The following is a 23,338-nucleotide window of genomic DNA, read 5'->3' as shown; positions in this document are numbered from 1 at the left end:
GGTGCTCCAGTCCCGCTTCGGCAGCGTTCCCGCGTCCGCGCCGCCCGTCGGCACGCTGCGGCATCGGTGGCTGCTCGCGCTGGCCTTCGGCATCGCCTATCTGCTGCTCGACCGCGCGAGCTACCTGTACCCGATGGCGGACTTCAAGGTCACGCCGTGGAACCCGCAGCCCAGCCTCGCGATTGCCTTCCTGATGGTGCTCGGGTGGCGCTGGCTGTGGGCGGTGCTCGTGACGGTCGTGGTCGCGGAGATGACGATCCGCGACGTCGCCTCGCCGGTCGCGGCCTTGTTGATCGCGCTGGTGCTCTCGCTCGGCTACGCGGCGATCGCGGTGACGCTGCAGGGGCGGTTGCATGTTGCAGTGTCGCTGCGCCATCGCAGCGACGTGTTGCGCCTGTTTGCCGTCGTCGCCGGCGGCTGTCTGCTGATCGGCGGCGCCTACGTTGCTGCGGTCGTGCTGCTGGGCGGCACGTCGAGCGGCATGGCCGCCGCGTGGCTGCGCTTCTGGATCGGCGACACGGTGGGCATCGTCGTGTCGCTGCCGCTGATCCTGATGATGCTCGACGCGTCGCGCCGCGCGCAGATCGCGCGCCTGCTGCGCAATCCCGAGGTGCTGCTGCAGCTCGGCGCGATCCTTGCGAGCTTGTGGTTCGTCTTCGCGTTGCCGGTCGCCCAGCGTTTCAATTATTTCTACGTGCTCTTCCTGCCGCTGGTGTGGATCGCCGCGCGGCACGGCATGGCCGGCACGGCGCCGGCGATGATCCTGCTGCAGGTCGGAGTGATCATCGTCATGGAGGCCTCCGGCATCAGCTCGCTAGGCGTGTTCGAGTTGCAGGCGCTGCTCCTCGCGCTCGCGATGACGGGCTTCTTCGTTGCCGTGACCGTCGACGAACGCCAGCGCATTTCCGACGACCTGCGCCGCACCCTCAAGCTCGCCGCCGCCGGCGAGATGGCCGCGGCGATCACGCACGAGCTGAACCAGCCGCTGACGGCGCTGAACAACTATGCGCGCGCGTGCCGCCTGATCCTGCAATCCGATTCGCCGGCTGCGCACGCGAGCCTGCCCGACACGCTAGACCGCATCTCGGCCGAGGCGCGCCGTGCGGGAGACGTGATCCGCCGGCTGCGCGATCTCTTCAAGGGGGGCGTCGAAGGGCGCGAACCGGTCGATGTCGGCGCCGTCGCCGCCGCGATGGTCGAGGCCTGCCGCAGCCACGCGGGCCGCATCCATTTCCGGCTCGATCTTCCCGCGGAGCCGGCGCTGGCGCTCGCCGATCGCGTGCAGATCGAACTCGTGCTGCGCAACCTGCTGCAGAATGCCGTCGACGCGCTGGCGGGCATGCCGGACGGCACGATCAGCCTGGGCTTGCGCGCGGACGAGGACGAATTGCGCGGCGAGGTCGAGGATACCGGGCCCGGCATCCCCCCGGACCGGGTGCTCAGCGTGTTCGAGCCCTTCGCGTCCGACAAGGCCAACGGCATGGGCGTGGGCCTGCCGATGAGCCGCGCGATCGTCGAATCGCACGGTGGACGACTGGTCGCGGAACCGGGCCCCGGCGGCCGCGTCCATTTCACGCTGCCGCGAATGAAGGGCTGAGCATGGATAACGAACGCCTGTGCGTATTCCTCATCGACGACGACGCCTCGGTGCGCGACTCGCTGTCGCTGCTGCTGGGCGTCCGCGGCTATGCGACGCGCGTGTTCGACAGCGCCGACGCCTTCCTGCGCGCGGCGGGCGAGGGTGGCGACGCATGGGCCGGCTGCGTGCTCACCGACATCCGCATGCCCGGAACCTCCGGCCTCGAGCTGCAGCGCATCGCCGCCGAATGCGGCATGCCGCTGCCCTTCGTCGTGATGAGCGCGCACGGCGATGCGGCCGTGGCGCGCCAGGCCTTCCGTCAGGCCGCGATCGACTTCCTCGAGAAGCCCTTCGACGATGCCGACCTCTTCGCCGCGATCGAGCAGGCCTTCGCGCGCGAACGCGAGCGCCTCGCCGCCGCGCGGCGTGAACGCTCCGTCGGAGGGCGGCTCGGCTCCCTCACCGAGCGCGAGCGCGAAGTCTGCGAGCTGATGGTGCAGGGCCTGTCGAACCACGAGATCGCCGCGTGCCTGGGCATCAGCCACCGCACCGCGCAGGTGCACCGCGGGCGAGTGATGCAGAAGATGGAAGCCGAGTCGCTCGCCGCCCTGATCGCCGCCTGCCGCGAAGCCTGAAGCAGGCAGTTCGGGCACGCACCTGCGGTGCGCGGATACGCCGATCCGCGTACGCGACCTGTCCAATTTTCGGGAGCGCTCCCGGCCGCTAATCTCGGGGCTGTAGGAGGCTTTCCCCGATGGCGAAATTCTGGCTCCTGATCTATCCGGAGCTCACCCGTATCCCGCAGCGCGAACGCGACGCCGTCCTCGGCAGTGCGCGCGCGACCCCGTTCGACGGCCTCGAGCTCGCCGCGATCGCGCTCGGCCTCGCGCTCACGGCGGGGACCACGCGCTATGTGGTGTTCGATGGGCTCACGCACCGGATCGAAGCCTTTCTCGCCAATTTCCTTGTTGCCGTTCCGCTGCTGGCGGTGCTCGCCGGCCCCTTCTTCATCCGGCGCACGCGGCGCGGCCTGCATCACTACCTGACAGAACACCCACAAAGGGGAGCACGAGAGCAATGACCGAGGCGACGACCGTACAGATGCTGGCGGCCGGCCTGTTTGCGCTGGCCATCATCCACACCTTCTCGACCAAGTTCTTCGAGCAGCTGGCGCATCGCCATCCGGCGCACGCCGGCGTGTTCCACTTGCTCGGTGAAGTCGAGGTCGTGTTCGGCTTCTGGGCGATGGTGCTGATCGTCGCGATGGGCGTGCTCGCCGGGCGGGCCGACGCGATCGCCTATCTCGACAGCCGCAACTTCACCGAGCCGATGTTCGTGTTCGCGATCATGGTGATCGCCGGCAGCCGTCCGATCCTGCGCTTCTCCCTGGCCCTCGTGCGCATGGCGGCGAGCTTCATTCCCCTGCACCAGAACGTCGCGTTCTACTTCGTCACGATGGCGCTGGTGCCGCTGCTCGGCTCCTTCATCACCGAGCCGGCGGCGATGACGCTCGCGGCGATGATCCTGCGCGACAAGTTCTTCGCCAACGGCATCTCCAACCGCCTCATGTACGCGACGATCGGCACCCTGTTCGTGAACATCTCGATCGGCGGCACGCTCACCCCCTTCGCCGCGCCGCCGGTGCTGATGGTCGCCGGCACCTGGGGCTGGGACATCTGGTTCATGATCGCGACCTTCGGCTGGAAGGCGCTGATCGCGGTCGTCTTCAACGGCCTCGTCGTCACGATGGTGTTCCGCCAGGAACTCGCCGCGCTCGACACCGGCGCCGCGAAGAGCAGCGAGCGCATGCCGATGCTGATGGTCGTGATCCACCTGTTGTTCCTCGCCGGCGTCGTCGCCTTCGCCCACCACCCCGCCGTCTTCATGGGCCTGCTGCTGTTCTTCCTCGGCTTCGTGACCGCCTACAAGCGTTACCAGGACCGTCTGATCCTGCGCGAAGGCCTGCTCGTCGCCTTCTTCCTTGCCGGCCTGGTCGTCCTCGGCGGGCAACAGCAATGGTGGCTGCAGCCGCTGTTGACCGGCATGGACGCGACGACCGTGTATTTCGGCGCGACCGCGCTGACCGCCGTCACCGACAACGCCGCGCTGACCTACCTCGGTTCGCTGGTGCAGGGCCTGTCGCCGGAATTCAAGTACGCGCTGGTCGCCGGCGCGGTGACCGGCGGCGGCCTCACGATCATCGCCAACGCCCCCAACCCCGCCGGCTTCGCGATCCTGCGCGGGCATTTCCCCGACGAAGCGATCCACCCGGTCGGCCTGCTGCTGTCCGCGCTGCCGCCGACCCTGGTCGCGATCGTCGCCTTCCAGGTCCTGTAAGGAAGACCGCCATGAGCACGTTCGACGAAATCCTGCAGTGGTTCGAGACCCTGCCCGCGAGCTTCGCCTTCCTGCTCGCGCTGCCCTTCGTGATCGCCTTCGTCAGCCTGCTCAAGGACGCGGTCGGGCGGCGCAGCGGAAAGGCCGGCCGCGGCGGCGGCGAGAAAGGGCGGCCCGGCGGCCACGGCGAGCTGAAGATCCTGCTTTAGGCGGCACCCGCCCGTCAGGCGGGCGCAGCGCCGAGCAGCGCCGCGTACAGCGCAAGATCGCCCGCGGAGAAGCAGCAGAAGATCACTTCCGCGATCGCCGGCAGCGCTGCGGCGCTTTCGCGCACTGTCGCAACCGCAATGCGCGCCGCCTCGTCCTTCGGGTAGCCATACACGCCCGTGCTGATCCCCGGAAACGCGACCGTCGCGGCCCCGTGCGCCGCCGCCACTTCCAGCGAGCGCCGGTAGCACGACGCCAGCAAGGCCGGCTCGCCGCGCGTGCCACCATGCCACACCGGTCCCACGGTGTGGATCACGAAGCGCGCCGGCAGGCGGTAGCCCTGCGTCAGCTTCGCTTCCCCGGTCGGACAGCCGCCCAGTCCGCGGCATTCCTGCAGCAGTTCGGGGCCCGCCGCGCGGTGGATCGCGCCATCCACGCCGCCCCCGCCCAGCAGCGAGGAATTCGCGGCATTGACGATCGCATCGACGGGCAGCGTCGTGATGTCGGCCTGCAGGGCGCGCAGCGTGGCGGTCATGGCGGCGGTTTCCTGTGCGGAGGGTCCTCCAGCCTAGCCCCCGCGCGGCGGCCCGTGCAAGTCGGCGGCGCTCAGCCGTTGCTCGGGAATGCGAACTGAGCCTTCTCGATCCCCGCCACCGCCCAGCGCTGGGTCATCGTCTTGCGCCGCGTGTAGAAGCGCACCGCGTCCGGCCCGTAGGCATACAGGTCGCCGAACAGCGAGCGCTTCCAGCCGCCGAAGCTCTGGCACGCGACCGGCACCGGCAGCGGCACGTTCACCCCCACCATGCCGACCTGCACGGTGTCGGAGAAGTGCCGCGCGACCGCGCCGTCGCGCGTGAACACGCAGGTGCCGTTGCCGAACTCGTGCGCGTCGATGAGGCGGATCGCTTCGTCCAGGCTTCTCACGCGCACGACAGCAAGCACCGGCCCGAAGATCTCCTCGCGATACACGCGCATCGACGGCAGCACGTGGTCGAACAGCGTGCCGCCGAGGAAGAATCCCTTCCCGTGCCCCGGCACTTTCAGCGTGCGCCCATCGACGACGAGCTGCGCGCCTTCCTCGGCGCCCAGGTCGATGTAGCCCTTCACCTTGTCGCGATGCGGCCCGGTCACGAGCGGGCCCATGTCGAGGCCGCGTTCCTTGCCGTTGCCGATCCTGAGCGCCTCGACCTTGGGCTTCAGGTGCGCGACCAGCTCGTCGGCGACCGCATCGCCCACCGCCACGACCACCGAGATCGCCATGCAGCGCTCGCCGCAGGAGCCGTAGGCCGCGCCCATGATCGCGTTGACGGCGTTGTCGAGATCCGCGTCGGGCATCACCACCGCATGGTTCTTCGCCCCGCCCAGCGCCTGCACGCGCTTGCCGTGCGCAGTGCCGGTCGCGTAGATGTACTCGGCGATCGGCGTCGAGCCGACGAAGCTCACCGCCTGCACGCGCGGGTCGGTCAGCAGCGTATCGACAGCTTCCTTGTCGCCATTGACGACGTTGAACACCCCCGCCGGCAGGCCCGCCTCGGTCAGCAGCTCGGCCAGCAGCATCGACGTCGACGGATCCTTCTCCGAGGGCTTCAGGATGAAGGTGTTGCCGCAGGCGATCGCCATCGGGAACATCCACATCGGCACCATCGCCGGGAAGTTGAACGGCGTGATGCCGGCGACCACCCCCAGCGGCGGGAATTCCGACCACGAATCGATGTCCGGGCCGACGTCGCGGCTGTGCTCGCCCTTCAGGAACTCGGGCGCGCCGCAGGCGTACTCGACGACCTCGATGCCGCGCGCCAGTTCGCCGTGCGCATCCTCCCACACCTTGCCGTGCTCCTCGACGATCGCCGCGACGACGCGGTCGGCGTTGCGCTCCAGCAGTTCCTTGAACTTGAACAGCACGCGCGCGCGCTTCAGCGGCGGCGTCTTGCGCCACGCCGGGAAAGCGGCTGCGGCTGCGGCGATCGCCTGCTCGACGGTCGCCTGCGAGGCCATCGCGACCTGGCGCACGGGCTCGCCGAGGGCGGGGTTATGGACGGCTTGGGTGCGGTGCTCGTCGGCGACGCGGGTGCCGGCGATGTAGTGTCCGAGGGTTTCCATGTTTGTCTCTCGTCAGGGTTGAGGGTCAGGCGACGCTGCGGATCGCCTGGCGCACGGTGTCGAAGATGCGGGCGAGCTCGTCGGGCGTCGAATCGAGGAAGGGCGAGAACTGCAGCACGTCGCCGCCGTTGCGGATCACGACGCCCGCCTCGAAGCACTTCAGGAAGACCTCGAAGCCGCGCATGCCCACGGCCCCCGCGCGCGGCGCCAGTTCGATGCCGCCCATCAGGCCGCAGTTGCGGATATCGACGACGTTCGGCGCATCGCGCAGCGAATGGATCATTTCCTCGAACACCGGTTCCACGCCGCGCGCGCGCGCGAAGCTGTCCTCCTCACGGTAGGCCGCAAGCGTCGCGAGTCCCGCGGCGGCGGCGAGCGGGTGGCCGGAATAGGTGTAGCCGTGGAAGAGCTCGACGACGTGCTCCGGCCCCTGCATCAAGGCCTCGAAAATGCCGTCGCGCACGATCACCGCACCCATCGGCACGACGCCGTTCGTGAGTCCCTTCGCGGTCGTGATGATGTCGGGCGTCACGCCGAAACGCGCCGCGGCGAAGGGCGCGCCGACGCGGCCGAAAGCGGTGATCACCTCGTCGAAGATCAGCAGGATGCCGTACTTGTCGCAGATCTCGCGCAGGCGCTGCAGGTAGCCGATCGGCGGCACGAGGATGCCCGTGGAGCCCGCGACCGGCTCGACGATCACCGCCGCGATGTTGGAGGCGTCATGCAGCGCGGCGAGGCGTTCGAGGTCGTCCGCGAGCTGTGCGCCCCAGGCCGGCTGGCCTTTCGAGAAGGCCATGTCGGCGGGGCTCCAGGTGTGGCGGAGGTGATCGACGCCGGGCAGCAGCGCCGCGCTGAACACCTTGCGGTTGCCCGGAATGCCACCCACCGACAGGCCGCCGAAGTTCACGCCGTGGTAGCCGCGCTCGCGCCCGATCAGCCGCGTGCGCTGGCCCTCGCCGCGCGCACGGTGATAGGCCAGCGCGATCTTCAGTGCCGTGTCGGCGGACTCCGAGCCCGAGTTCGTGAAGAACACCTTGTTCATGCCTGCCGGCGCCAGCGTCGCGACCTCGCGCGCCAGCGCGATCGCCTTGTCGTTGGTGACCTGGAAGCCCATCGCGTAGTCGAGCGTCGCGACCTGCTCCTGCACTGCCGCGACGATCTTCGGATGGCAGTGGCCGAGGCCGGAGGTCCACAGCCCCGAGAAGCCGTCGAGCAGCTGGCGGCCGTCGTCGGTCGTGTAATAGTGGCCGCGCGCGCCGGTGATGACGCGGGGCGATTTCCAGAACGCGCGGTTCGCGGTGAAGGGCAGCCAGAAGGCCTGATCGTGGGGCATGCGGAACTCCTTGTGGGATCGCAGCCATCCTACGGAGTGTATCGGGTGCATAAAACAGCAATTTTCGCACGCAAGGTTTCGTACTAATGAAACAATTGCCGCATGAAATCCCGTGCCCTCCTTGCCAGCCTCGCCGAAGCCGACCTGCGCCTGCTGCGCGTGTTCATCGCCATCGCCGAATCGGGCGGCCTCGCGGCGGCCGAACTGCGCCTGAACATCAGCCGCTCGGTGATCAGTCGCCACCTCAAGGATCTCGAAGTGCGCCTCGGCGTGCGCCTGTGCGAGCGCGGCCGTGCCGGCTTTGCGCTCACCGAGGAAGGGCAGGTCGTGCTCGACGCGGCGCGCCGCCTGCTCGCGCAGATCGAAGCATTCCGCGACGAAGTCGCCGAACTGCACGCCGGCATGCGCGGCGAACTCAAGCTCGTGATGTTCGACAAGATCGTCTCCAACCCCGGCTGCCGCCTCGCCGAGGCGATCGCAGCCTTCGGTGCCGAGGCGCCCGCGGTGACGTTCAACGTCTTCGTCGCCGGCAGCAGCGAGATCGAGAAGGGGCTGCTCGAAGGGCGCTTCCACGTCGCCGTCCACCCCTTCCACCGCGCGAGCGACAGCTTCACGTCGGTGCATCTGTTCGACGAGTTCCTGCCGCTCTACGCCTCGCCGCGCCACCCCCTGCTCGCCGGCGGGCGCATGCCGTCCGACGACGAACTGCGCCGCGCGGCCTTCGTCGGCCTCGGCTACCACTCGCCCAACATGGAAAGCTTCTGGCGCCTGGGCCTGCAGCCGGCGGCGCGCGCCTTCGAGCAGGAGGCGAGCGTGCTGCTGATCCGCTCGGGCCGCTACGTCGGCTTCCTGCCGGACCACTACGCGCAGGCTTTCGAGGCGCGTGGCGAAATCGTGCGTATTCCGTCCGAAACCCTGCGCTATGCGTGCGAATGGCAGGCCTCGATCGCGCGCACACCCCCTCCGGGCCGCGTCGCGCGGCGTTTCATGGAGATTCTCGTCGGCCTGCATGCGCCTGCAGCGGCGTCGGGAGCCTGAAATCGGCCGTGCGAGCTCGATTTTCCGTGGGTTTTCGCCGTGAAAACGGCGATCGCGCGGAAACGGTTGCCGGATGGTTTTGCCGCCTTTGGTGTTTGCCCTGATGCCCGACCCGCCGCAGGGCGTCCTAAAATGTGTCCTTGGCATCGAAACATGCCCTAGAATTTGTATCGATGACGTCGACGAATGCCCCGCAAGCCGCGACAATGCTAGAATCCGGCCGTTAGTTTAGATGTGCAGCACCGAACAACTCACACACCAATCGAGGTAAAGCATGAACAAAGGTGAATTCGTCGAAGCCCTGGCTGACCGTCTGGACGTCTCGCGTGCGCAGGCCGACCGCGCCCTCTCCGCCGTGCTGGACATCATCGCCGAGCGCATGGCCGCCGGCGAGAAAGTGTCGTTCACGGGTTTCGGCTCCTTCGAGGTGTCCGAGCGCGCCGAGCGTACCGGCCGCAACCCGCAGACCGGTGCTTCGATCAAGATCGCCGCTTCGCGTGTGCCGAAGTTCTCGGCCGGCGCGACGCTGAAGGGCGCTGTGAACGGCAACTGATCCCGCCTTCCGCAGTACCGGATCGGGGCTCGACGCCGGCAGGCGTCGGGCCCTTTTCCTTTTTTTCTTTCCCGAAAGCGGAAAATCGGCTACCATTGCGTCCGTTGTGCAATGCAGCAGTCGGTTTATCTTCAGGTCTTAACTCGCGGAACTGGATTCCGCGGACCCAGCCGAGGGACTGTATCCACAGCCCCATCGCCCCCGACCCTCCCGTCGAACTCCTCTCGTTCTCCTGATCGATAGGCATCGCGAATGCCGGTTGGTGCCGATGCGCGGTCGCATCCGTCGTCCCGTAGTTGTTTTGGTTCGACGGTATCCGACCGGCCCAAGCCCATCGCGCGCTTGCCGCCACCGCGTCCTCCGTGGACGGTGCGATGCCTTTTCATTGGCCCGGTAAACCGGGCCGGATCCCGTTACGACCACCCGTCGCGGCGGAAACCCAGGAAGAACCCATGACGTTCAACGAACTCGGCCTCAACGAACTGCTGCTGCAGGCCATCGAAACCACCGGCTACACCGTCCCCACCGAAGTGCAGGTCAAGGCGATTCCCGCCGCGATCTCCGGTGCCGACCTGATGGTGTCGTCGCATACCGGCAGCGGCAAGACCGCCGCCTTCACGCTGCCCAGCCTGTCGCGCCTCGTCGAGCGCAAGCCTGCGCCCGGCGCCGGTCCGCGCGTCCTCGTGCTGACGCCGACGCGCGAACTCGCGCAGCAGGTCGAGAAGGCCGTGAAGACCTACGGCCGCAACCTGCGCTGGCTCAACACCGCCTGCCTCGTCGGCGGCGCGCCCTTCTTCGCGCAGGTGAAGCAGCTGCAGCGCCCCGTCGACGTTGTCGTCGCGACCCCGGGCCGCCTCATCGACCACCTCACGCGCCGCAAGATCAAGCTGTCGGATGTCGAGACCCTGGTGCTCGACGAAGCCGACCGCATGCTCGACATGGGCTTCGTCGAAGACATCGAGACCATCGTCGCCGCGACCCCGGCTTCGCGCCAGACCCTGCTGTTCTCGGCGACGCTGGACGGCGTGGTCGGCAACCTCGCGAGCAAGCTGCAGCGCAACCCGCAGCGCATCGAGATCGCGCCGACGGTCGAGAACCGCGGCAACATCGAACAGCGCCTGATGATGGCCGACAACCTCGTGCACAAGACGCGCCTGCTCGAATCGCTGCTCGGCGACGACGGGCGGCAGCAGGCCGTGGTGTTCACGGCCACCAAGCGCAGCGCCGAGGAAGTGTCCCTGTCGCTGCAGGAGAAGGGCTTCTCGGCCGCCGCGCTGCATGGCGACATGCACCAGACCGCGCGTAACCGCACGCTCGACAAGCTGCGCCAGGGCCGCATCGACGTGCTCGTCGCGACCGACGTCGCCGCGCGCGGCATCGACGTCGCCGGCATCAGCCACGTCATCAACTTCGACCCGCCGCGCCAGGTCGAGGACTACGTGCACCGCATCGGCCGTACCGGCCGCGCCGGCCGCGACGGCATCGCGATCACGATGTCGGGTCCGCGCGAGATGGGCATCATCCGTGCGATCGAACGTTTCACCGGCAAGCGCATGGACGTGCACACCATCGTAGGCCTCGAGCCGACGCTGCGTCCGACCTCCCCGCGTCGCCCGTCGGGCGGTGGCGGCGGCAAGCCGGGCTACGGCAGCGGCCGTCCGTCGGGCGGTTCGTCGTGGAGCCGCGATTCGCGCGACTCCCGTCCGGGTACCGGCAAGGGCTGGTCGTCGGAAGGGCAGGGTGCCAACCGTGGCGGCTTCGGCCGTGACGAGCGCGCCGGCGCCCCGCAGGAGCGTCCCGCCTTCGGTCGCAGCGAACCGCGCAGCTTCGGCGACCGCAGCGCCTTCCCGCGCGACGACCGTGCCCCGCGCCGCGAAGGCTCGCGCGACGGCGCCCGTTTCGGCGGTGACCGTCCGGAAGGCGCCCGCCGTCCGCGTCCTGCTTTTCGTGACTGAGTGATGTCGGCGCCCCGCGCGAGCGGGGTGCAATGACCGGGAAGGCCCGGGCCGTGCAGCGATGCACGCCCGGGCCTTCTGCATTGGTGCGCGTGCGCGCCGGGGTGCTGAAATGAAAAACGGGCCGCGCAGGCCCGTTCGATCTTCAGTCCTTCGTCGGCGACGTCAGGACTTCGCTTCCTTTGCCGCGTTCACTTCGACCGCGCGCAGCTTGGCCGCGAGCTTGTCGAGCACGCCGTTCACGAAGCGGTGGCCTTCGGTGCCGCCGTAGCTCTTCGCCAGCTCGATCGCCTCGTTGATGATTACGCGGTAGGGCGTGTCGAGGCTGTTCTTCAGCTCCTGCGTCGCAAGCAGCAGGATGCCGCGCTCGACCGGCGAGAGCTCCTCGACCGAGCGGTGGATGAACGGGACGAACTCCTCCTGCAGCGCCGCGACGTTCCCGAGCGTGCCGCGCAGCAGGCTGACGAAGAGTTCGCGGTCGGCCTTGTCGAAACCGGTGACCTGGGCGACGTGATCCTCGATCTGGGGGACCGAGTTGCCCGACAGCAACCACTGGTAGATGCCCTGCAGGGCGAACTCGCGCGCGCGGCGCCGTGCTGCCTTGCCGCTCATTTGAGCATCCGCAGCAGGCGCGCCATCTCGATCGCGGTGCGTGCGCAGTCGCTGCCTTTTTCGTGCATCCGCGCGAGCGCCTGGTCGTCGTCCTCGGTCGTGAGCACGCCGTTGGCGATAGGCATCCCGGTGTCGAGGCCGATGCGGTTGATGCCGGCGCCCATCTCGTTCGAGACCAGCTCGAAGTGGTAGGTTTCGCCGCGGATCACCGCGCCGAGCGCGATCAGCGCGTCGTAGCGGCCGCTGCGCGCCATGGCCTGCAGCGTGAGCGGGACTTCCAGCGCGCCGGGGACGGTGGCGATGCGGATCAGGTCGGGCGCGACGCCGAGGCGCTGCAGCTCGGCGGTGCAGGCCGACAGCAGGCCTTCGCACACGTCCTGGTTGAAGCGGCTCATGACGATGCCGATGCGTAGGCCGTGGCCGCTCAGATCGGGCTCGAATTCGGGAATGTTGTCGTAACGGGCCATGTTCGGTTCTTTCAAAAACGGATAAGCCGGAAATCCACTGGACTTCCGGCGCGGTAAAACGTCGAGGGTACCACCTCAGGCCGGATCGACGAAGCCCGTGATCTCCAGGCCGAAGCCGGCCATGCTCGGAATCTTGCGCGGGCTGGACAGCAGCCGCATCTTGCCGACCTGCAGGTCGCGCAGGATCTGGGCGCCGACGCCAAACAGGCGTGCGTCCCATTTCGGGGGCTGGTAGCCGTTGCCGGTCAGGCTCGCGAGCAGCTCGCTGCCCGACTGCGGCCGGTACAGCAGCACGATCACGCCCTGCTCGGCCTGAGCAAGGCGGGCAAGCGACTGGTTGACCGGGAAGGTGTGGCGGGCGCTTTCGGCGTCGAGGAAGTCGACGACCGAGATCGGCTCATGCACGCGCACGAGCGTCTCGTGCTCGGGGCGAATGTCGCCCTTGGTCATCGCGAAATGCACTTCGCCAGTGGTCTTGTCCTCGAACGCGAACAGGCGGAAGCGGCCGTGCGGGGTATCGACGTCCTTCTCGGCGACGCGCTTGATCAGGTGCTCGTTCGACGAACGGTACTGGATCAGGTCGCGGATCGCGCCGATCTTGAGGCCGTGCTCCTTGGCGAACTCGACGAGATCGGGCAGGCGCGCCATCGTGCCGTCGTCCTTGAGGATCTCGCAGATCACCGCGGCCGGTTCGAGTCCGGCCAGCGCGGAGAGGTCGCAGCCGGCTTCGGTGTGGCCGGCGCGGATGAGCACGCCGCCGTTCTGCGCCATCAGCGGGAAGATATGGCCGGGCTGGACGATGTCGGACGGCTTGGCGTTGCGCGCGACGGCCGCTTCCACCGTGCGCGAGCGGTCGTGCGCCGAGATGCCGGTGGTGACGCCCTCGGCGGCCTCGATCGAGGTCGTGAAGGCAGTGCCGTGCGGCGAGCGGTTGTCGCGCACCATCAGGTGCAGGTCGAGCTGGCGGCAGCGCGCCTCGGTGAGGGTGAGGCAGATCAGGCCGCGGCCGAACTTCGCCATGAAGTTGATCGCTTCGGGCGTGACGTGCTCGGCGGCAAGCACGAGGTCGCCCTCGTTCTCGCGGTCTTCCTCGTCGACCAGCACGACCATGCGGCCGGCGCGGATTTCCTCGACGATTTCGGTGATGGGGGACAGTGCGCTCATTGTGCGGATTCCTCGCGCCACGCCAGCAGGCGTTCGCAGTAGCGGGCGATCAGGTCGATCTCGAGGTTGACGCGGCTGCCGGCCTCGAGGTGCTTGAGATTGGTCACCGCCACGGTGTGCGGGATCAGGTTGATCGAAAATTCGGTGCCTTCGACACGATTCACGGTGAGGCTCACGCCGTTCACGGTGACCGAGCCCTTGCGCGCGATGTAGCCGGCGAGCGCGGCCGGGGCGCGGATCACGAGGTCGTGGCTCTCGCCCACCGGGACGAAACGCACGACTTCGCCGACGCCGTCGACGTGGCCGGTGACGAGGTGGCCGCCGAGGCGGTCGGCGAGGCGCAGCGCCTTCTCGAGATTGACCTCGTTGCCGGCCTTGTCGAGGCCCGCCGTGCAGTTGAGGGTCTCGCGCGACACGTCGAACTGCACGCGCGGGGCGTCCACGGCGATGACGGTGAGGCATACGCCGCTATTGGCGATGCTGTCGCCGAGCTGTACGTCGGAGAGATCGAGATCGGCCACGTTGACCGTCAGGCGGACGCCGTCCTGCAGGGGATCGATGCGTTCGATTCGGCCGCAGGCGGCCACGATTCCGGAGAACATTTGGGGTGGAGGGCGGATTAGGGAACAGTGATTGTAGGCGAAGTGCACGCAAATGCGGTCGCTTCGCCGCCGTAATCCGCGGCAATCGCACGAATTCGGACGTGGCTGCGGGCAGTCGCGGTGGGAGCAACCATGTGGGAGCGGCTTCAGCCGCGAAGAGGCGGTGTCGCTGGCTGCACGGCCCATTCGCGGCTGAAGCCGCTCCCACAAGGGAAAACGGCGCCGACTCGCGGCTGGGGCCGCTGCGGCCGGGTCGTTACCTCAGGGCGCGGTCGAGCACTTCGCCGAACGCGTCCGCCTTCATGAAGCCGACGACGCGCAGGCCGCCGCGCTCCTTGCCCGCCGGGTCGAAGAAGATGGTGCCCGGCGGCCCGAACAGGTTGAAGCGCTTGAGCAGCGCCTTGTCGTCGTCGTTGTTGGCGGTGACGTCGGCCTTGAGCAGCAGCATGCGGCCCATGCGTGCGGAGACGTTCGGGTCGGTGAAGGTGAAGCGCTCCATCTCCTTGCACGACACGCACCAGTCGGCATAGAAATCGAGCATCACCGGGCGGTCGGTGGTGGCGAGGCGGGCGTCGAGTTCGGCGAGCGAGGCGACCTTCTCGAAGCGCGGCAGCTCGGCGGCGTTGGCGGTCGAGGCCTGCGCGCGCAGCACCGCGAGCGGCTGCAGCGGGTCGCGCGAGCCGGCGAGTGCGCCGATCAGCATCGCCGAGCCGCCGATCAGCAGCACGACCCCGACGCCTTTCCAGAAGCGCTGCCAGCCCTTGGCGTGCGGCGGCAGCGGGTCGATCGCGTGCAGGAAGATGCCGGAGAACAGCAGCAGCGCGGCCCACGCGAGCATGGGCAGCAGCGGCGGCACGACCGGCGTGAGAAGCCACACGGCGACGGCCAGAAGCATCACGCCGAAGGCCTTCTTGACGCCTTCCATCCACGCGCCGGCGCGCGGCAGCACCGAGCGGGCGGCAACGCCGACGGCGAGGAGCGGGGCGCCCATGCCGAGCGCCATCGCGAAGAGTGCCGCGCCGCCGAGCACGGCGTTGCCGGTCTGCGCGATGTAGAGCAGCGCGCCGGCGAGCGGGGCGGCGACGCAGGGGCCGACGATCAGCGCCGACAGCACGCCCATCACCGCGACGCCGCCGAGGCTGCCGCCCTGCTGGTGGCTGGCGGTGGAGGACAGGCGGCTCTGCAGCGCCGAGGGCAGCTGCAGCTCGTAGAAGCCGAACATCGACAGCGACAGCAGCACGAACACCAGCGCAAAGCTTCCCAGCACCCAGGCGTTCTGCAGTGCGGCCGCCAGCATCGTGCCGGAGAGGCCCGCGGCGACGCCGGCGGCGGCGTAGGTGAGGGCCATGCCGAGGACGTACACCAGCGACAGCATGAAGGCGCGCCCGCGCGAGATGTTGTGGCCGTGGCCGACGATGATGCCCGACAGGATGGGGATCATCGGGAACATGCAGGGGGTGAAGGCGAGCAGCAGCCCGAAGCCGAAGAAGCTCAGCAGCACCAGCGGGCCGCTGGCGTTGCGCAGCAGGCCGGCGATGCGCCCGCTCTCGTCGTCGGCGACGCCGCTGCCGGCCGTCGCCGCCGCGGCACTCTGTGCGGGTTTGTCGTCGCGCCCGAGCAGGCCGTCGAGGAAGTTGCCGCCGGTCTTGACCGGTTTTGCGAGCAGGTCGATGTCGGCGGACTGTTCGTTGGGCGGATAGCAGATGCCGCCATCCCAGCAGCCCTGCACGCTGCCGAGCAGGCGGAACTTCGTCGTGCCTGCCGGTGCGTTGACGGGCAGCAGGACCTTCACTTCCTTGCGGTAGGTTTCGACCTCGCCGAAGAAGTCGTCCTTCTTGACCTTGCCCGGCGGGCGCTCCGGCGTGCCGAAGGTGACGGTGTCGGGATCGGCGTGGAAGCGGAACTTGTCCGCGTAGAGGTAGTAGTCGCCGGCGATCTTCACGGTGACCTCGACCGTCTGCGCGTCGAGTGCCTGTGCGGAAAGCACGAAGGCTTCTTCGGGGCGCATCGGCGAACCGGACGGGGCGGCGCCGGCGGGGGCGGACAGCGAGAACAGGCTGACGAGGAGGACGAGCAGGGACAGGAGGCGGTGCATGAGGTAGGTCGGCAGTGCGCGGTGGCGCGATTGTAGGGCCCGATTCTAGGATGTTTGGGGCGGCTGGCCTTCGATATGGATCAAGACATCTGTCGTGCGCCTGCTCAGGCCAGGGGCGGGGCGGCGCCTTCGTCGTCGGGTTGCGGCGCGGTTTCTGCTGCGACCCAGTCCAGATAGCCGGGCAGGCCTCGCATGACAGGGACCGCGACGATTTCCGGAAGTTCGTAGGGATGGTTTGCGCGGATCGCCGCCTCGAGCTCGACGTAGCGCACGGGCGTGGTCTTGATCAGCAGCGGGACTTCCGTCGCGGTCTCGATCCTGTCCTGCCAGCGGTACACCGAGCGGCACGGGGCGAGGACGTTGACGCAGGCCGCGAGGCGGCGTTCGATCAACAATGCAGCGAGCGCTTCGGCGCTGGCTTCATCGGGGCAGTTGGTGAGGACGACGAGCACTTCGGGCATTGCGGGTTCCTGCGTACGGGGCAGGCGCGATTGTCCCAGACTCGGGCGCTGCGCGCATGCGCGGCCGGGTTCTGCCCGCGGCCGCGGCGCGCTATCCTGAGATTTTCCTGTGAGTTCTGCCGTAATGACCCTCAGCCCCGATCCTGCCGTGCTCGCCCGCTGGCCCGACGTTCCCGCCTGCTACGACTGGCTGTCGCTCGACCGCCGCGGCACCTGGCGGCTGCAGGGCGAGGCGGTCGGGCATGCGGGTCTGGTCGGCTTCCTCAGCGCGGGCTATGGCCGCGACGAGGCGGGCAACTGGTTGGTGCATAACGGGCCGCAGCGGGTGTATGTGGCGCTCGAGTACACGCCCTGGGTGCTGCGCCTGCATCCGGATGGCCGGCTGACGACGCATACCGGCGCCGCGGTCGCAGGTGTCGTGGCGGCCTGCCTCGACGAGGAGGGCAACGTGCTGCTGGAGACGGAGCTCGGCGCGGGCCTGCTCGACGACCGCGATCTTGCGGCCTTCCTCGCGCAGTGCCGCTGCGCCGACGGCAGCGTGGCCGACGACGAGGCGCTGCTCGCGGTGATGGCGGGCGGCCGGGAGGAGGGGGCGCAACCGGGTTCGCAACCAGGTTCGCAAGTGAGGTGGCGGGACCTGCCGCTGCAGGCCGTCACGCGCGCGGCGGTGCCGCAGCGGTTCGGTTTCCGGCCGCGGCCGGCGCCCTGATCGGAAGTGTGGCGATGGTGTCGGCGAGCTTCCGCTTCTACGAGGAACTCAACGACTTCCTCGCCCGTGCGCGTCGCTATCGCGACATTACGGTGCCCTGCGCGCGTGCCGCGACGGTCAAGCACATGATCGAGGCGCTCGGGGTGCCCCACACCGAGGTCGAGCTGGTGCTGGTCAACGGCGAGTCGGTGGACTTCGACCGGCAGATCTGCGACGGCGACCGCGTGTCGGTGTATCCGCGCTTCGAGACTTTCGACATCACGCCGCTGCTGCGCGTGCGCGCGCACCCGCTGCGCACGACGCGCTTCGTCGCCGACGCCCATCTCGGCGGCCTCGCGCGCCTGTTGCGCATGACCGGCTTCGACACGCTCTACGACAACAATTTCGCCGATGCCGACATCGAGGCGATCGCCGCCCACGACGGGCGCATCGTGCTCACGCGCGACCGCGAACTGCTCAAGCGCCGCACGATCACGCACGGCTGTTATGTGCATGCGCTGAAGCCGGAACTGCAGTTCGCGGAGATCCTGGCGCGCCTGGACCTCGGCCGCAGTGCGCGGCCGTTCACGCTGTGCCTCGCGTGCAATGCGCCGCTGCATGCCATCGACAAGGCCCGCGTGGAACACCTGCTGCCGGAGAGCGTGCGCGAGCGCCACACGCGCTTCAGCACCTGCGACGTGTGCCGGCGGGTGTTCTGGGAAGGCTCGCACTGGGTAAAGATGCGGGCGCTGATCGGGCGCCTGCTGCCGCACGGCTGAGGCAGGAGGGCGTGCGCGCCGGCGTCCGCCTGCAGCGCGTCGACGTCGAGGTCGGCGGGCAGCGGGCCTTCGACCGTGCGCTCGACTTCGGCGCGGATCGCTGCGGGCAGCGAGTCATTGCCCGCGTGCACGCGCACCGCCTCGGCCGCCGCTCGGTTGGCGAAGCGCACGTGGCCGCTGCGCGCGAACACGATCAGTCCGTCGCTCAGGCTGTTGAATATTTGTTGCGCTGGTGAGTGCATCGCGTCTATCGTATTTTACGTAAAGATACCATAGGTAAACGTTTCTGCGCCCTCTCCTGTATCAGGAACCTTCGGGAAAAGGCGTATGGTTGCAATCTGCTCCTTTATTGTTTTGCTTCGGAAACGGGGTGGAGCGAAGCGGGCGGCCGGGCGTTCGCAAAAGGTAATAATCCGTGTTGCGGAAGTGGTAATAATTGGATAGCTTTATGTAACGTTTGCTGACGTGACCTGTTCCCGCGTTTGCGACATGATTGAAATCGGCGGCGACAGGCACGACACGTGACGTGCCCGGATTCGTCCGCTCCAGGGACGTCAAGGAATCTTTGCCCATGCTCCTAGCCGACCTTCCATCCACGATCGACATCGACACTGTCGTGCGTTACGGTGATTTCCTCTCCGGGCTGGAGGTGGGGATCCTGTCGCATGCACCGGACGGCGCGATCGAATACGCGAACGACATCGCGCGCGGCCGCCTCGGTTTTCACGGCCTCTCCGGTCTCGGGCTGGACAATACCTGGGCCCTGTGCGAGGCGGACGGCGGCCATCTGGCCCTGTCGGAACTGCCCGCAGTGAAGGCGCTGTGTCTGGGACGGGCGGTCAGGGGGCGCGTGGTCGGCTGCCTTCTCGGCGGCGAACTGCATCTGCTGCGCATGGACGCGATGCCGGTGTCCGGTCGGGACGGGCACGTCGCCCGGGTCGTGACGGCCTTCCGCGACGTCACGCCACCGGCCGTCGTGCAGGAGGCGGCTGAAGCCGCAGACCGGGCCGCGAATCAGGCCTGAGGCGCGGTCCGCGAGCCCCGGTGTCCTCGTCGATTGCGATCTCTATGCCCTGCTGGATCGCCTGGGCGGAAGTGCTGGTCTTGTGTCCGAATTCGGCGTCGAGGCCGATCAGGACGGGGGCCTGACCGGCGCCCGCGGACGCTTGGCTGACGACGAGGGCGAGCGCGCCGAACAGGCTGCGCAGGGCGTTGAGCAGCATCGGTGAGCTGCGGTTCCCTGGCCGGGGGGCGCTCAGGCGTCGTCGTTGAGCAGGGCGCCCAGCAGCTGGAATGCCTTGCGCTCGGACAGCTTGTCGCTGCGCGACAGGTTGAGGATGGTTCGGGCGAGCGCCTCGGCGATCGGGCCGACGGTTGCGCGCGGCTTGTCGAACAGCGCAGTCGGCGCGGCGGCGGCCTGCGAAAGCAGTGCCGCGATGGTGGCGTCTGCATCGCCGAGCGGACCCGTGCCCGGATGCGTTCGCGGCAGGCCGGCGGGCGGGTGGGCGTCGATATCCGCGCTCGACGGCGCGCCGAGGACGTCCCACACCGATTGCGGCACTTTCTCGCGCGTCTGCGGCACGTCGAGCCAGCCCGACGGCAGCTCGAGCGCCTGCTCGATCGCCTGCGCGAACGGATCGGATACCGGCTTGCGGCCCGAGGTCATCAGGCTCACGCGGCTGCTGGTGAGGTTCGCGGCATGGGTCAGCGCGATCTTCGCGCCGCGCGCCGCGGTGAGCATGATCAGGTTGCGGCGGCGCGTATCGTTGCGTTCGTGCTTGCCGACCACGCTCAGCGCCGGTGGGCGGGGAGCCGGGGCCGCCGCGGGTCTGTGCGCCTGCGCGGTGCGGTCCAGCGGCGTTGCGTCGTGTTCCATGCGGCCTTCTCCGTCGCCGGTTCGCCAGGATCCGCCATCCTGGGACGGGCGCGCCTCTGTGGGACCCGCCGGCCGGGAGCGGGTGTGCCGCCGGGACGAGCTTAGTGCGGTAGGTCAGGCGGAACTATTACCTGCTGCGCGTATGGTCATTGGAAATGTTACCGTTTCGGGGCGCGAGCGTCAATGTGCAGGCCCGCGCGGGCCGGGCGCGTCAATCCGCGTCGAGGGCGAATTCGCGCGCCAGGTCGGCACAGAAGCGCCGCAGCACCTCGGCGAATTCCCGTGCATGGCCGCGCACGGCCTCGCCATTGCCGGCGCGCGCGGCCGCCCGCAGGGACTCGACGGCGCCCAGCACCTCGTGGGCGCCGATCGCTTCGGCGCCGCCTTCCATCGCGTGGCAGAAGTCCAGCACGCCGCGCAGGTCGCCGTTGCACGCGAGCCGGTCGAGGGCCGAGATGCGGTCCGCGGCGAGCCTGTGGAATTCCCTCGCAATGGCCTGCTGGATCGTGCGGTCGGGGCCGAGGTAGAGCTTCATGTGCTCGAAGTCGATGAGCGAGTGCCGGGACTCGACCGTCGTGCTCGGCGCCCGGGCCGACTCGCCCAGGCGCAGGCCCCAGCGCACGGCGCGCTCGAAGAGTTCGGCGCGCACGGGCTTGGCGAACATGAAGACGTTCTTGTATGCGCTGCGGATGCGGGCGAAGTCGCTTGGGGCCGAGCTGATCACGAGGACGGGCAGCGTGTCGTATTCGGGCTTGGATTTCACGACGTCGAGGAAGGCGACGCCGTCGAATTTGGGCATGCGCAGGTCGAGGATGATCAGGTCCGGGGTGCGCTCCGACAGCGCCATCAGCGCGGCATAGCCGTTCTCCGAGGACAGGATGCGGATGTCGCTGCCCTGCTCCTTGAGCTTGCTCGTATACAGCGCCCGGTGGAAGGGGTCGTCCTCGATGATCAGTACATAGTGTCGGGCATTCATCGTCCACGCGCGCCGGGTGGGTAGGTTGGGAAGATGGTACGCGAGCTTTTCGCCGAGTCCAGCCTTGTCACGGTGTAGATGCTTACTTTGCAAGGTAAACTATACTTCGCGGCGGCCGGGCGCCGCGATGGCGCTGGTGGAGGCGTTGCAGGCAGTAACGGAGAAGGTCTAGGCGCCCGGCAGCTCCAGGATGCTCGACTTGCGGAACTCGTCGCTGGGGAACACCCGTCCGCTCAGTATGGTGTTGAAGATGTGGTCGAAGACCACGCCCGGCTCGCCCTTCTTGTCGCCGGAGCGGAAGTAGGAGTGGCCCTTGGGTGGGTCGTAGCGGGTGTTCACGTCGTCGCAGTCGATCGCATAGACGTTCTTCGGCGTGCGCTCCATGTCCTCCGGCCCGGTGTGGCCCAGCCGGCGCGAAGCTTCGGCGTTGCGCAGGTTGGAGACCTTGCTCGCACGCAGCGCGAGATCGTCGGAGGCGTAATACACGACGACGTTGCGCGAGGCGTGGCAGATCAGTTCGCCAGCTTCGCCGCGGTTCAGTGATTCATTGACGATGTCGGCGGCGACCAGGAAGGTGTTGCGGAACAGCAGCGGCAGGCCCTGCGGCTGGTCGTAGCGGCGCCAGTTCGCGAGGGTCTGGCGCAGCACGCGGTTGCCCATCGAGTGCGCCAGCACGTTGATGCGCTTGAGGCAGGGGTCGTCCTCGGGGTTGTATTCGGTCGAGGCGCGCCACTCCATGAATTTCTGGAACATGCGCGCGAGCGCGAAGGCGCTCTGGTCGGCGGCCTTCTGGTCGTCCCAGTAGTCCTTGACGATGCCGAGGTCGTTGTCGCAGGGCCAGATCACCGGCACGACCAGCACCTCGCCGGCCTTTTTCTTGTTGCACAGGGTCTGGAATTCCTCGACGTTCTTGAACACTGCGTCGGGGAGGTTCGAGAAGCCGTGGATGTAGAGCAGGACCTGGCGATACTTCGACTCCTTGATCGCACTGAGCAGTGCTTTGCTGCCGATCTCTTCGTAGCTGTCCTTCTTCTTGCGCCGGCAACAGTAGAAGGCCCGGCTCGAGGCATTGTTGCCGAGGTCGAAGACGAAGTCCGGGTTGAGTTCCGGCTCGGTGTTGTGGGTCGGCATTCTGCTGGTGATGAACAGCATGGCATGTCCTCCGCGTCGGGGTGACTTGCCGATGCGGGTGCCACCCGTCAGGCATGCTGCGGCGTTCCGCCCGGCATGCATTGATGGTAGGCGAGGATCATGCGAAAGCAAGCCGGCGCGGGGGCGCCCGTGGGTGCGGCCCGCGGGCGGCCGAACGCCGGGGGTCAGCGTGCTGCGGACGGCATCGCGTCGCGGCTGACCAGCAGTTCGGTCGCGACGAGGTAGTAGACGACGCCTTTCGCGTCGATGGTGCGGATCAGCACGGGCAGGCCGAAGTGGTCGGTCGCGAGCCAGACGTCGGTCATCTCGCGCGCGCTGCCGTAGCGTGCGCGGACGTGGCGGGTGCGCCAGCCCTCGCCGAAAGGCAGGTGCACGGTCTCTTCGCCGATCGTTTCGAGCTGGAAACTGCGCAGCGCGCCCCCCGCCGTGACGGGCAACGTGCCGCCGGCAGCGGCGCCGGGGTAGCCTAGCTGATAGAGCAGGGACAGGATGTCCTGCGCGTTGTCGGGCAGGGTTTCCGTGGTGCCGGCGCCGCGGAGTTCGCCTGCCGTGCGGTCGAGTTCCGCGACGACCTCGCCGGGCCGGCCGTCCTCGCGTTCGGTGAAACGTTCGGGACGCAGGCCGGTTTCGGTGAGCCGGCCGGTGCTTTCGCGGAGCTTGCGTCCGGGGCGGAACCACGGGAGCGCGGCCACGGCGGTCGGCTCCACGAGCTCGGAGATGCGGTAGCTGCCGTCGCCGGCGACTTCCCACTGGTGCGTCGCCTTGCCCATGGGGAACTGCTTTTCGCCCATCAGCGCCATGTAGGCGATGCGGCCGGCGCGCGGCCAGGCCTGCCCGCCGCCGCCGGCAACGGACGTGGCTTCGGCGGCTTGAGCGGCTTCTGCGGTGGCGGCGGATTCGGTTGCGGGCGCCGCGGTGTCCGCTGCGCTTTCCGGGGCAGGCTCGGCAAGCGCTTCGGGCGCCGGTTCAGGCTCGGGGGGCGGTTCGCTTGCCGCGACCGGCTCGGGTGCGGTTTCGGGCTGCGCGAGGGGCTTGTCGGTGATGCTCGCCTGCGCCGTCTTCGGCTCCGCCTGCGGGCGCGGCGGTTTCTTCCTTGCGGGCGGCGGCGCGGGCGGGGGCGACTCGCTCACCGCGACCTGCGGCGCCGTGCGCACCAGCGTCACGTCGAGGCGCTGCAGGTCGGGCAGGGGGCTCAGATCGACCTGCGGGCCGATCAGCACCGCGAGATGCAGCGCGAGCGACAGCGCGATGCCCAGCAGCAGGGGGCGCGACAGCACGGGAGAGGGGGCGGGGCTCGATTCGGTCATGGATATCCGCCGCCGCGGCAGGATGCCGGATGCATCGAAACGGCAGGCGGGCGCCAT

At 68.5% G+C, this 23,338-nt stretch carries 27 protein-coding genes; 12 read left to right on the top strand and 15 right to left on the bottom strand.

Features of this window, described 5'->3' with window-relative positions; all coding sequences use genetic code 11:
- The first annotated feature begins 1 nt into the window (after window position 1).
- The 5 genes from F464_RS0125125 (at window position 2) to F464_RS0125105 (ending at window position 4,125) form a co-directional block, all read left to right on the top strand.
- The gene (locus F464_RS0125125; protein WP_018992624.1) at window positions 2–1,597 is read left to right on the top strand and encodes a sensor histidine kinase; all 1,596 of its coding nucleotides are present in this window, start codon (window positions 2–4) and stop codon (window positions 1,595–1,597) included.
- A gap of 2 nt (window positions 1,598–1,599) precedes the next feature.
- On the top strand, window positions 1,600–2,214 hold the full coding sequence (locus F464_RS0125120; RefSeq protein ID WP_018992623.1) for a response regulator transcription factor: 615 nt from the start codon (window positions 1,600–1,602) through the stop codon (window positions 2,212–2,214).
- A 119-nt stretch (window positions 2,215–2,333) separates the two neighbouring features.
- A complete protein-coding gene (locus F464_RS0125115; RefSeq protein WP_018992622.1) occupies window positions 2,334–2,660 on the top strand; it encodes a hypothetical protein in 327 nt (108 codons plus the stop codon).
- Window positions 2,657–3,916 (top strand): putative Na+/H+ antiporter, encoded by a 1,260-nt coding sequence (locus tag F464_RS0125110; protein ID WP_018992621.1) that lies wholly within the window; start codon window positions 2,657–2,659, stop codon window positions 3,914–3,916. Before F464_RS0125115 ends, F464_RS0125110 begins: the two co-directional genes overlap by 4 nt.
- Window positions 3,917–3,927: 11 nt before the next feature.
- Entirely contained in the window at window positions 3,928–4,125 is a 198-nt protein-coding gene (locus tag F464_RS0125105) for a hypothetical protein (protein WP_018992620.1), read from the top strand.
- Between the two features lie 14 nt (window positions 4,126–4,139).
- Here the strand turns inward: F464_RS0125105 and F464_RS0125100 are convergent, their stop codons facing one another.
- The 3 genes from F464_RS0125100 to F464_RS0125090 all read right to left on the bottom strand — a co-directional run bounded on the left by F464_RS0125100 (window position 4,140) and on the right by F464_RS0125090 (window position 7,556).
- Complete coding sequence (locus F464_RS0125100) at window positions 4,140–4,658, bottom strand: O-acetyl-ADP-ribose deacetylase (protein ID WP_018992619.1); 519 nt, start codon at window positions 4,656–4,658, stop codon at window positions 4,140–4,142.
- 71 nt (window positions 4,659–4,729) lie between these two features.
- A complete protein-coding gene (locus tag F464_RS0125095) occupies window positions 4,730–6,223 on the bottom strand; it encodes a CoA-acylating methylmalonate-semialdehyde dehydrogenase (RefSeq protein WP_018992618.1) in 1,494 nt (497 codons plus the stop codon).
- Window positions 6,224–6,248: 25 nt separating this feature from the next.
- Complete coding sequence (locus F464_RS0125090; RefSeq protein ID WP_018992617.1) at window positions 6,249–7,556, bottom strand: aspartate aminotransferase family protein; 1,308 nt, start codon at window positions 7,554–7,556, stop codon at window positions 6,249–6,251.
- Between the two features lie 102 nt (window positions 7,557–7,658).
- On the opposite strand from F464_RS0125090, the gene F464_RS0125085 reads away from it, so the two are divergent.
- The 3 genes from F464_RS0125085 to F464_RS0125075 all read left to right on the top strand — a co-directional run bounded on the left by F464_RS0125085 (window position 7,659) and on the right by F464_RS0125075 (window position 11,102).
- Window positions 7,659–8,594 (top strand): LysR family transcriptional regulator, encoded by a 936-nt coding sequence (locus F464_RS0125085; RefSeq protein WP_018992616.1) that lies wholly within the window; start codon window positions 7,659–7,661, stop codon window positions 8,592–8,594.
- 274 nt (window positions 8,595–8,868) lie between these two features.
- Window positions 8,869–9,147 carry an HU family DNA-binding protein gene (locus F464_RS0125080; RefSeq protein ID WP_018992615.1) on the top strand — a complete coding sequence of 93 codons (279 nt, stop codon included), beginning with the start codon at window positions 8,869–8,871 and terminating at the stop codon, window positions 9,145–9,147.
- A gap of 452 nt (window positions 9,148–9,599) precedes the next feature.
- A complete protein-coding gene (locus F464_RS0125075; RefSeq protein WP_018992614.1) occupies window positions 9,600–11,102 on the top strand; it encodes a DEAD/DEAH box helicase in 1,503 nt (500 codons plus the stop codon).
- A gap of 165 nt (window positions 11,103–11,267) precedes the next feature.
- Here F464_RS0125075 and nusB read toward each other — a convergent pair whose 3' ends face one another.
- From nusB to cutA, 6 genes are all read right to left on the bottom strand, one after another.
- A complete protein-coding gene (gene nusB, locus F464_RS0125070) occupies window positions 11,268–11,714 on the bottom strand; it encodes a transcription antitermination factor NusB (RefSeq protein ID WP_018992613.1) in 447 nt (148 codons plus the stop codon).
- Window positions 11,711–12,181 (bottom strand): 6,7-dimethyl-8-ribityllumazine synthase, encoded by a 471-nt coding sequence (ribH, locus tag F464_RS0125065; protein ID WP_018992612.1) that lies wholly within the window; start codon window positions 12,179–12,181, stop codon window positions 11,711–11,713. Before ribH ends, nusB begins: the two co-directional genes overlap by 4 nt.
- A 75-nt stretch (window positions 12,182–12,256) precedes the next feature.
- On the bottom strand, window positions 12,257–13,345 hold the full coding sequence (ribBA, locus tag F464_RS0125060) for a bifunctional 3,4-dihydroxy-2-butanone-4-phosphate synthase/GTP cyclohydrolase II (protein WP_018992611.1): 1,089 nt from the start codon (window positions 13,343–13,345) through the stop codon (window positions 12,257–12,259).
- Window positions 13,342–13,947, bottom strand: coding sequence for a riboflavin synthase (locus F464_RS0125055; protein WP_026296305.1), 606 nt, complete (start codon window positions 13,945–13,947; stop codon window positions 13,342–13,344). Before F464_RS0125055 ends, ribBA begins: the two co-directional genes overlap by 4 nt.
- A gap of 256 nt (window positions 13,948–14,203) precedes the next feature.
- Complete coding sequence (gene dsbD, locus F464_RS0125050) at window positions 14,204–16,042, bottom strand: protein-disulfide reductase DsbD (RefSeq protein WP_018992609.1); 1,839 nt, start codon at window positions 16,040–16,042, stop codon at window positions 14,204–14,206.
- A 104-nt stretch (window positions 16,043–16,146) separates the two neighbouring features.
- Window positions 16,147–16,503 carry a divalent-cation tolerance protein CutA gene (gene cutA / locus F464_RS0125045; protein ID WP_018992608.1) on the bottom strand — a complete coding sequence of 119 codons (357 nt, stop codon included), beginning with the start codon at window positions 16,501–16,503 and terminating at the stop codon, window positions 16,147–16,149.
- A gap of 124 nt (window positions 16,504–16,627) precedes the next feature.
- On the opposite strand from cutA, the gene F464_RS0125040 reads away from it, so the two are divergent.
- Genes F464_RS0125040 through F464_RS0125030 form a run of 3 tightly spaced genes read left to right on the top strand, consistent with a single transcriptional unit; the run spans window position 16,628 to window position 18,206 of the window.
- Window positions 16,628–17,212: a DUF2946 family protein gene (locus F464_RS0125040; RefSeq protein WP_018992607.1), complete on the top strand. Its 585-nt coding sequence runs from the start codon at window positions 16,628–16,630 to the stop codon at window positions 17,210–17,212.
- A 14-nt stretch (window positions 17,213–17,226) separates the two neighbouring features.
- On the top strand, window positions 17,227–17,970 hold the full coding sequence (locus F464_RS0125035) for a Mut7-C RNAse domain-containing protein (RefSeq protein ID WP_018992606.1): 744 nt from the start codon (window positions 17,227–17,229) through the stop codon (window positions 17,968–17,970).
- An 11-nt stretch (window positions 17,971–17,981) separates the two neighbouring features.
- The gene (locus F464_RS0125030; RefSeq protein WP_018992605.1) at window positions 17,982–18,206 is read left to right on the top strand and encodes a hypothetical protein; all 225 of its coding nucleotides are present in this window, start codon (window positions 17,982–17,984) and stop codon (window positions 18,204–18,206) included.
- A gap of 67 nt (window positions 18,207–18,273) precedes the next feature.
- Here F464_RS0125030 and F464_RS31200 read toward each other — a convergent pair whose 3' ends face one another.
- Window positions 18,274–18,543: a hypothetical protein gene (locus F464_RS31200; RefSeq protein ID WP_157354164.1), complete on the bottom strand. Its 270-nt coding sequence runs from the start codon at window positions 18,541–18,543 to the stop codon at window positions 18,274–18,276.
- Between F464_RS31200 and F464_RS0125025 the strand changes: the two genes are divergently transcribed.
- Window positions 18,542–18,994, top strand: a complete 453-nt coding sequence (locus F464_RS0125025) for a PAS domain-containing protein (protein ID WP_018992604.1) — start codon at window positions 18,542–18,544, stop codon at window positions 18,992–18,994. The genes F464_RS31200 and F464_RS0125025 overlap by 2 nt on opposite strands.
- Here F464_RS0125025 and F464_RS31195 read toward each other — a convergent pair.
- From F464_RS31195 to F464_RS0125000, 5 genes are all read right to left on the bottom strand, one after another.
- The gene (locus F464_RS31195; RefSeq protein ID WP_157354162.1) at window positions 18,930–19,193 is read right to left on the bottom strand and encodes a hypothetical protein; all 264 of its coding nucleotides are present in this window, start codon (window positions 19,191–19,193) and stop codon (window positions 18,930–18,932) included. The genes F464_RS0125025 and F464_RS31195 overlap by 65 nt on opposite strands.
- A 32-nt stretch (window positions 19,194–19,225) precedes the next feature.
- A complete protein-coding gene (locus tag F464_RS0125015; RefSeq protein ID WP_018992602.1) occupies window positions 19,226–19,846 on the bottom strand; it encodes a hypothetical protein in 621 nt (206 codons plus the stop codon).
- Window positions 19,847–20,057: 211 nt separating this feature from the next.
- Window positions 20,058–20,822 carry a response regulator gene (locus F464_RS30110; RefSeq protein ID WP_018992601.1) on the bottom strand — a complete coding sequence of 255 codons (765 nt, stop codon included), beginning with the start codon at window positions 20,820–20,822 and terminating at the stop codon, window positions 20,058–20,060.
- A gap of 168 nt (window positions 20,823–20,990) precedes the next feature.
- Entirely contained in the window at window positions 20,991–21,974 is a 984-nt protein-coding gene (locus tag F464_RS0125005; RefSeq protein ID WP_018992600.1) for an alpha/beta hydrolase, read from the bottom strand.
- A 164-nt stretch (window positions 21,975–22,138) separates the two neighbouring features.
- Entirely contained in the window at window positions 22,139–23,281 is a 1,143-nt protein-coding gene (locus tag F464_RS0125000) for a DUF3108 domain-containing protein (RefSeq protein WP_040395777.1), read from the bottom strand.
- Window positions 23,282–23,338: the final 57 nt, after the last annotated feature.

The organism is Aromatoleum toluclasticum ATCC 700605 (assembly GCF_000378245.1).
Classification (GTDB): domain Bacteria; phylum Pseudomonadota; class Gammaproteobacteria; order Burkholderiales; family Rhodocyclaceae; genus Aromatoleum; species Aromatoleum toluclasticum.
This window is presented reverse-complemented; position numbering and strand designations above follow the sequence as displayed.

Excerpts from the sequence above, each read along its gene's own strand:
- F464_RS0125055 (WP_026296305.1), bottom strand. The coding sequence starts at position 13,947 with ATGTTCTCCGGAATCGTGGCCGCCTGCGGCCGAATCGAACGCATCGAT.
- F464_RS0125040 (WP_018992607.1), top strand. The coding sequence starts at position 16,628 with ATGACCCTCAGCCCCGATCCTGCCGTGCTCGCCCGCTGGCCCGACGTT.
- F464_RS0125115 (WP_018992622.1), top strand. The coding sequence starts at position 2,334 with ATGGCGAAATTCTGGCTCCTGATCTATCCGGAGCTCACCCGTATCCCG.
- F464_RS0125120 (WP_018992623.1), top strand. The coding sequence starts at position 1,600 with ATGGATAACGAACGCCTGTGCGTATTCCTCATCGACGACGACGCCTCG.
- F464_RS0125015 (WP_018992602.1), bottom strand. The coding sequence starts at position 19,846 with ATGGAACACGACGCAACGCCGCTGGACCGCACCGCGCAGGCGCACAGA.
- cutA (WP_018992608.1), bottom strand. The coding sequence starts at position 16,503 with ATGCCCGAAGTGCTCGTCGTCCTCACCAACTGCCCCGATGAAGCCAGC.
- F464_RS0125105 (WP_018992620.1), top strand. The coding sequence starts at position 3,928 with ATGAGCACGTTCGACGAAATCCTGCAGTGGTTCGAGACCCTGCCCGCG.
- ribH (WP_018992612.1), bottom strand. The coding sequence starts at position 12,181 with ATGGCCCGTTACGACAACATTCCCGAATTCGAGCCCGATCTGAGCGGC.
- F464_RS30110 (WP_018992601.1), bottom strand. The coding sequence starts at position 20,822 with ATGAATGCCCGACACTATGTACTGATCATCGAGGACGACCCCTTCCAC.
- F464_RS0125025 (WP_018992604.1), top strand. The coding sequence starts at position 18,542 with ATGCTCCTAGCCGACCTTCCATCCACGATCGACATCGACACTGTCGTG.
- nusB (WP_018992613.1), bottom strand. The coding sequence starts at position 11,714 with ATGAGCGGCAAGGCAGCACGGCGCCGCGCGCGCGAGTTCGCCCTGCAG.
- F464_RS0125005 (WP_018992600.1), bottom strand. The coding sequence starts at position 21,974 with ATGCTGTTCATCACCAGCAGAATGCCGACCCACAACACCGAGCCGGAA.
- F464_RS0125095 (WP_018992618.1), bottom strand. The coding sequence starts at position 6,223 with ATGGAAACCCTCGGACACTACATCGCCGGCACCCGCGTCGCCGACGAG.
- F464_RS0125090 (WP_018992617.1), bottom strand. The coding sequence starts at position 7,556 with ATGCCCCACGATCAGGCCTTCTGGCTGCCCTTCACCGCGAACCGCGCG.
- F464_RS0125035 (WP_018992606.1), top strand. The coding sequence starts at position 17,227 with ATGGTGTCGGCGAGCTTCCGCTTCTACGAGGAACTCAACGACTTCCTC.
- F464_RS31195 (WP_157354162.1), bottom strand. The coding sequence starts at position 19,193 with ATGCTGCTCAACGCCCTGCGCAGCCTGTTCGGCGCGCTCGCCCTCGTC.
- F464_RS0125100 (WP_018992619.1), bottom strand. The coding sequence starts at position 4,658 with ATGACCGCCACGCTGCGCGCCCTGCAGGCCGACATCACGACGCTGCCC.
- F464_RS31200 (WP_157354164.1), bottom strand. The coding sequence starts at position 18,543 with ATGGGCAAAGATTCCTTGACGTCCCTGGAGCGGACGAATCCGGGCACG.
- F464_RS0125080 (WP_018992615.1), top strand. The coding sequence starts at position 8,869 with ATGAACAAAGGTGAATTCGTCGAAGCCCTGGCTGACCGTCTGGACGTC.
- F464_RS0125000 (WP_040395777.1), bottom strand. The coding sequence starts at position 23,281 with ATGACCGAATCGAGCCCCGCCCCCTCTCCCGTGCTGTCGCGCCCCCTG.
- ribBA (WP_018992611.1), bottom strand. The coding sequence starts at position 13,345 with ATGAGCGCACTGTCCCCCATCACCGAAATCGTCGAGGAAATCCGCGCC.
- F464_RS0125110 (WP_018992621.1), top strand. The coding sequence starts at position 2,657 with ATGACCGAGGCGACGACCGTACAGATGCTGGCGGCCGGCCTGTTTGCG.
- F464_RS0125075 (WP_018992614.1), top strand. The coding sequence starts at position 9,600 with ATGACGTTCAACGAACTCGGCCTCAACGAACTGCTGCTGCAGGCCATC.
- F464_RS0125085 (WP_018992616.1), top strand. The coding sequence starts at position 7,659 with ATGAAATCCCGTGCCCTCCTTGCCAGCCTCGCCGAAGCCGACCTGCGC.
- dsbD (WP_018992609.1), bottom strand. The coding sequence starts at position 16,042 with ATGCACCGCCTCCTGTCCCTGCTCGTCCTCCTCGTCAGCCTGTTCTCG.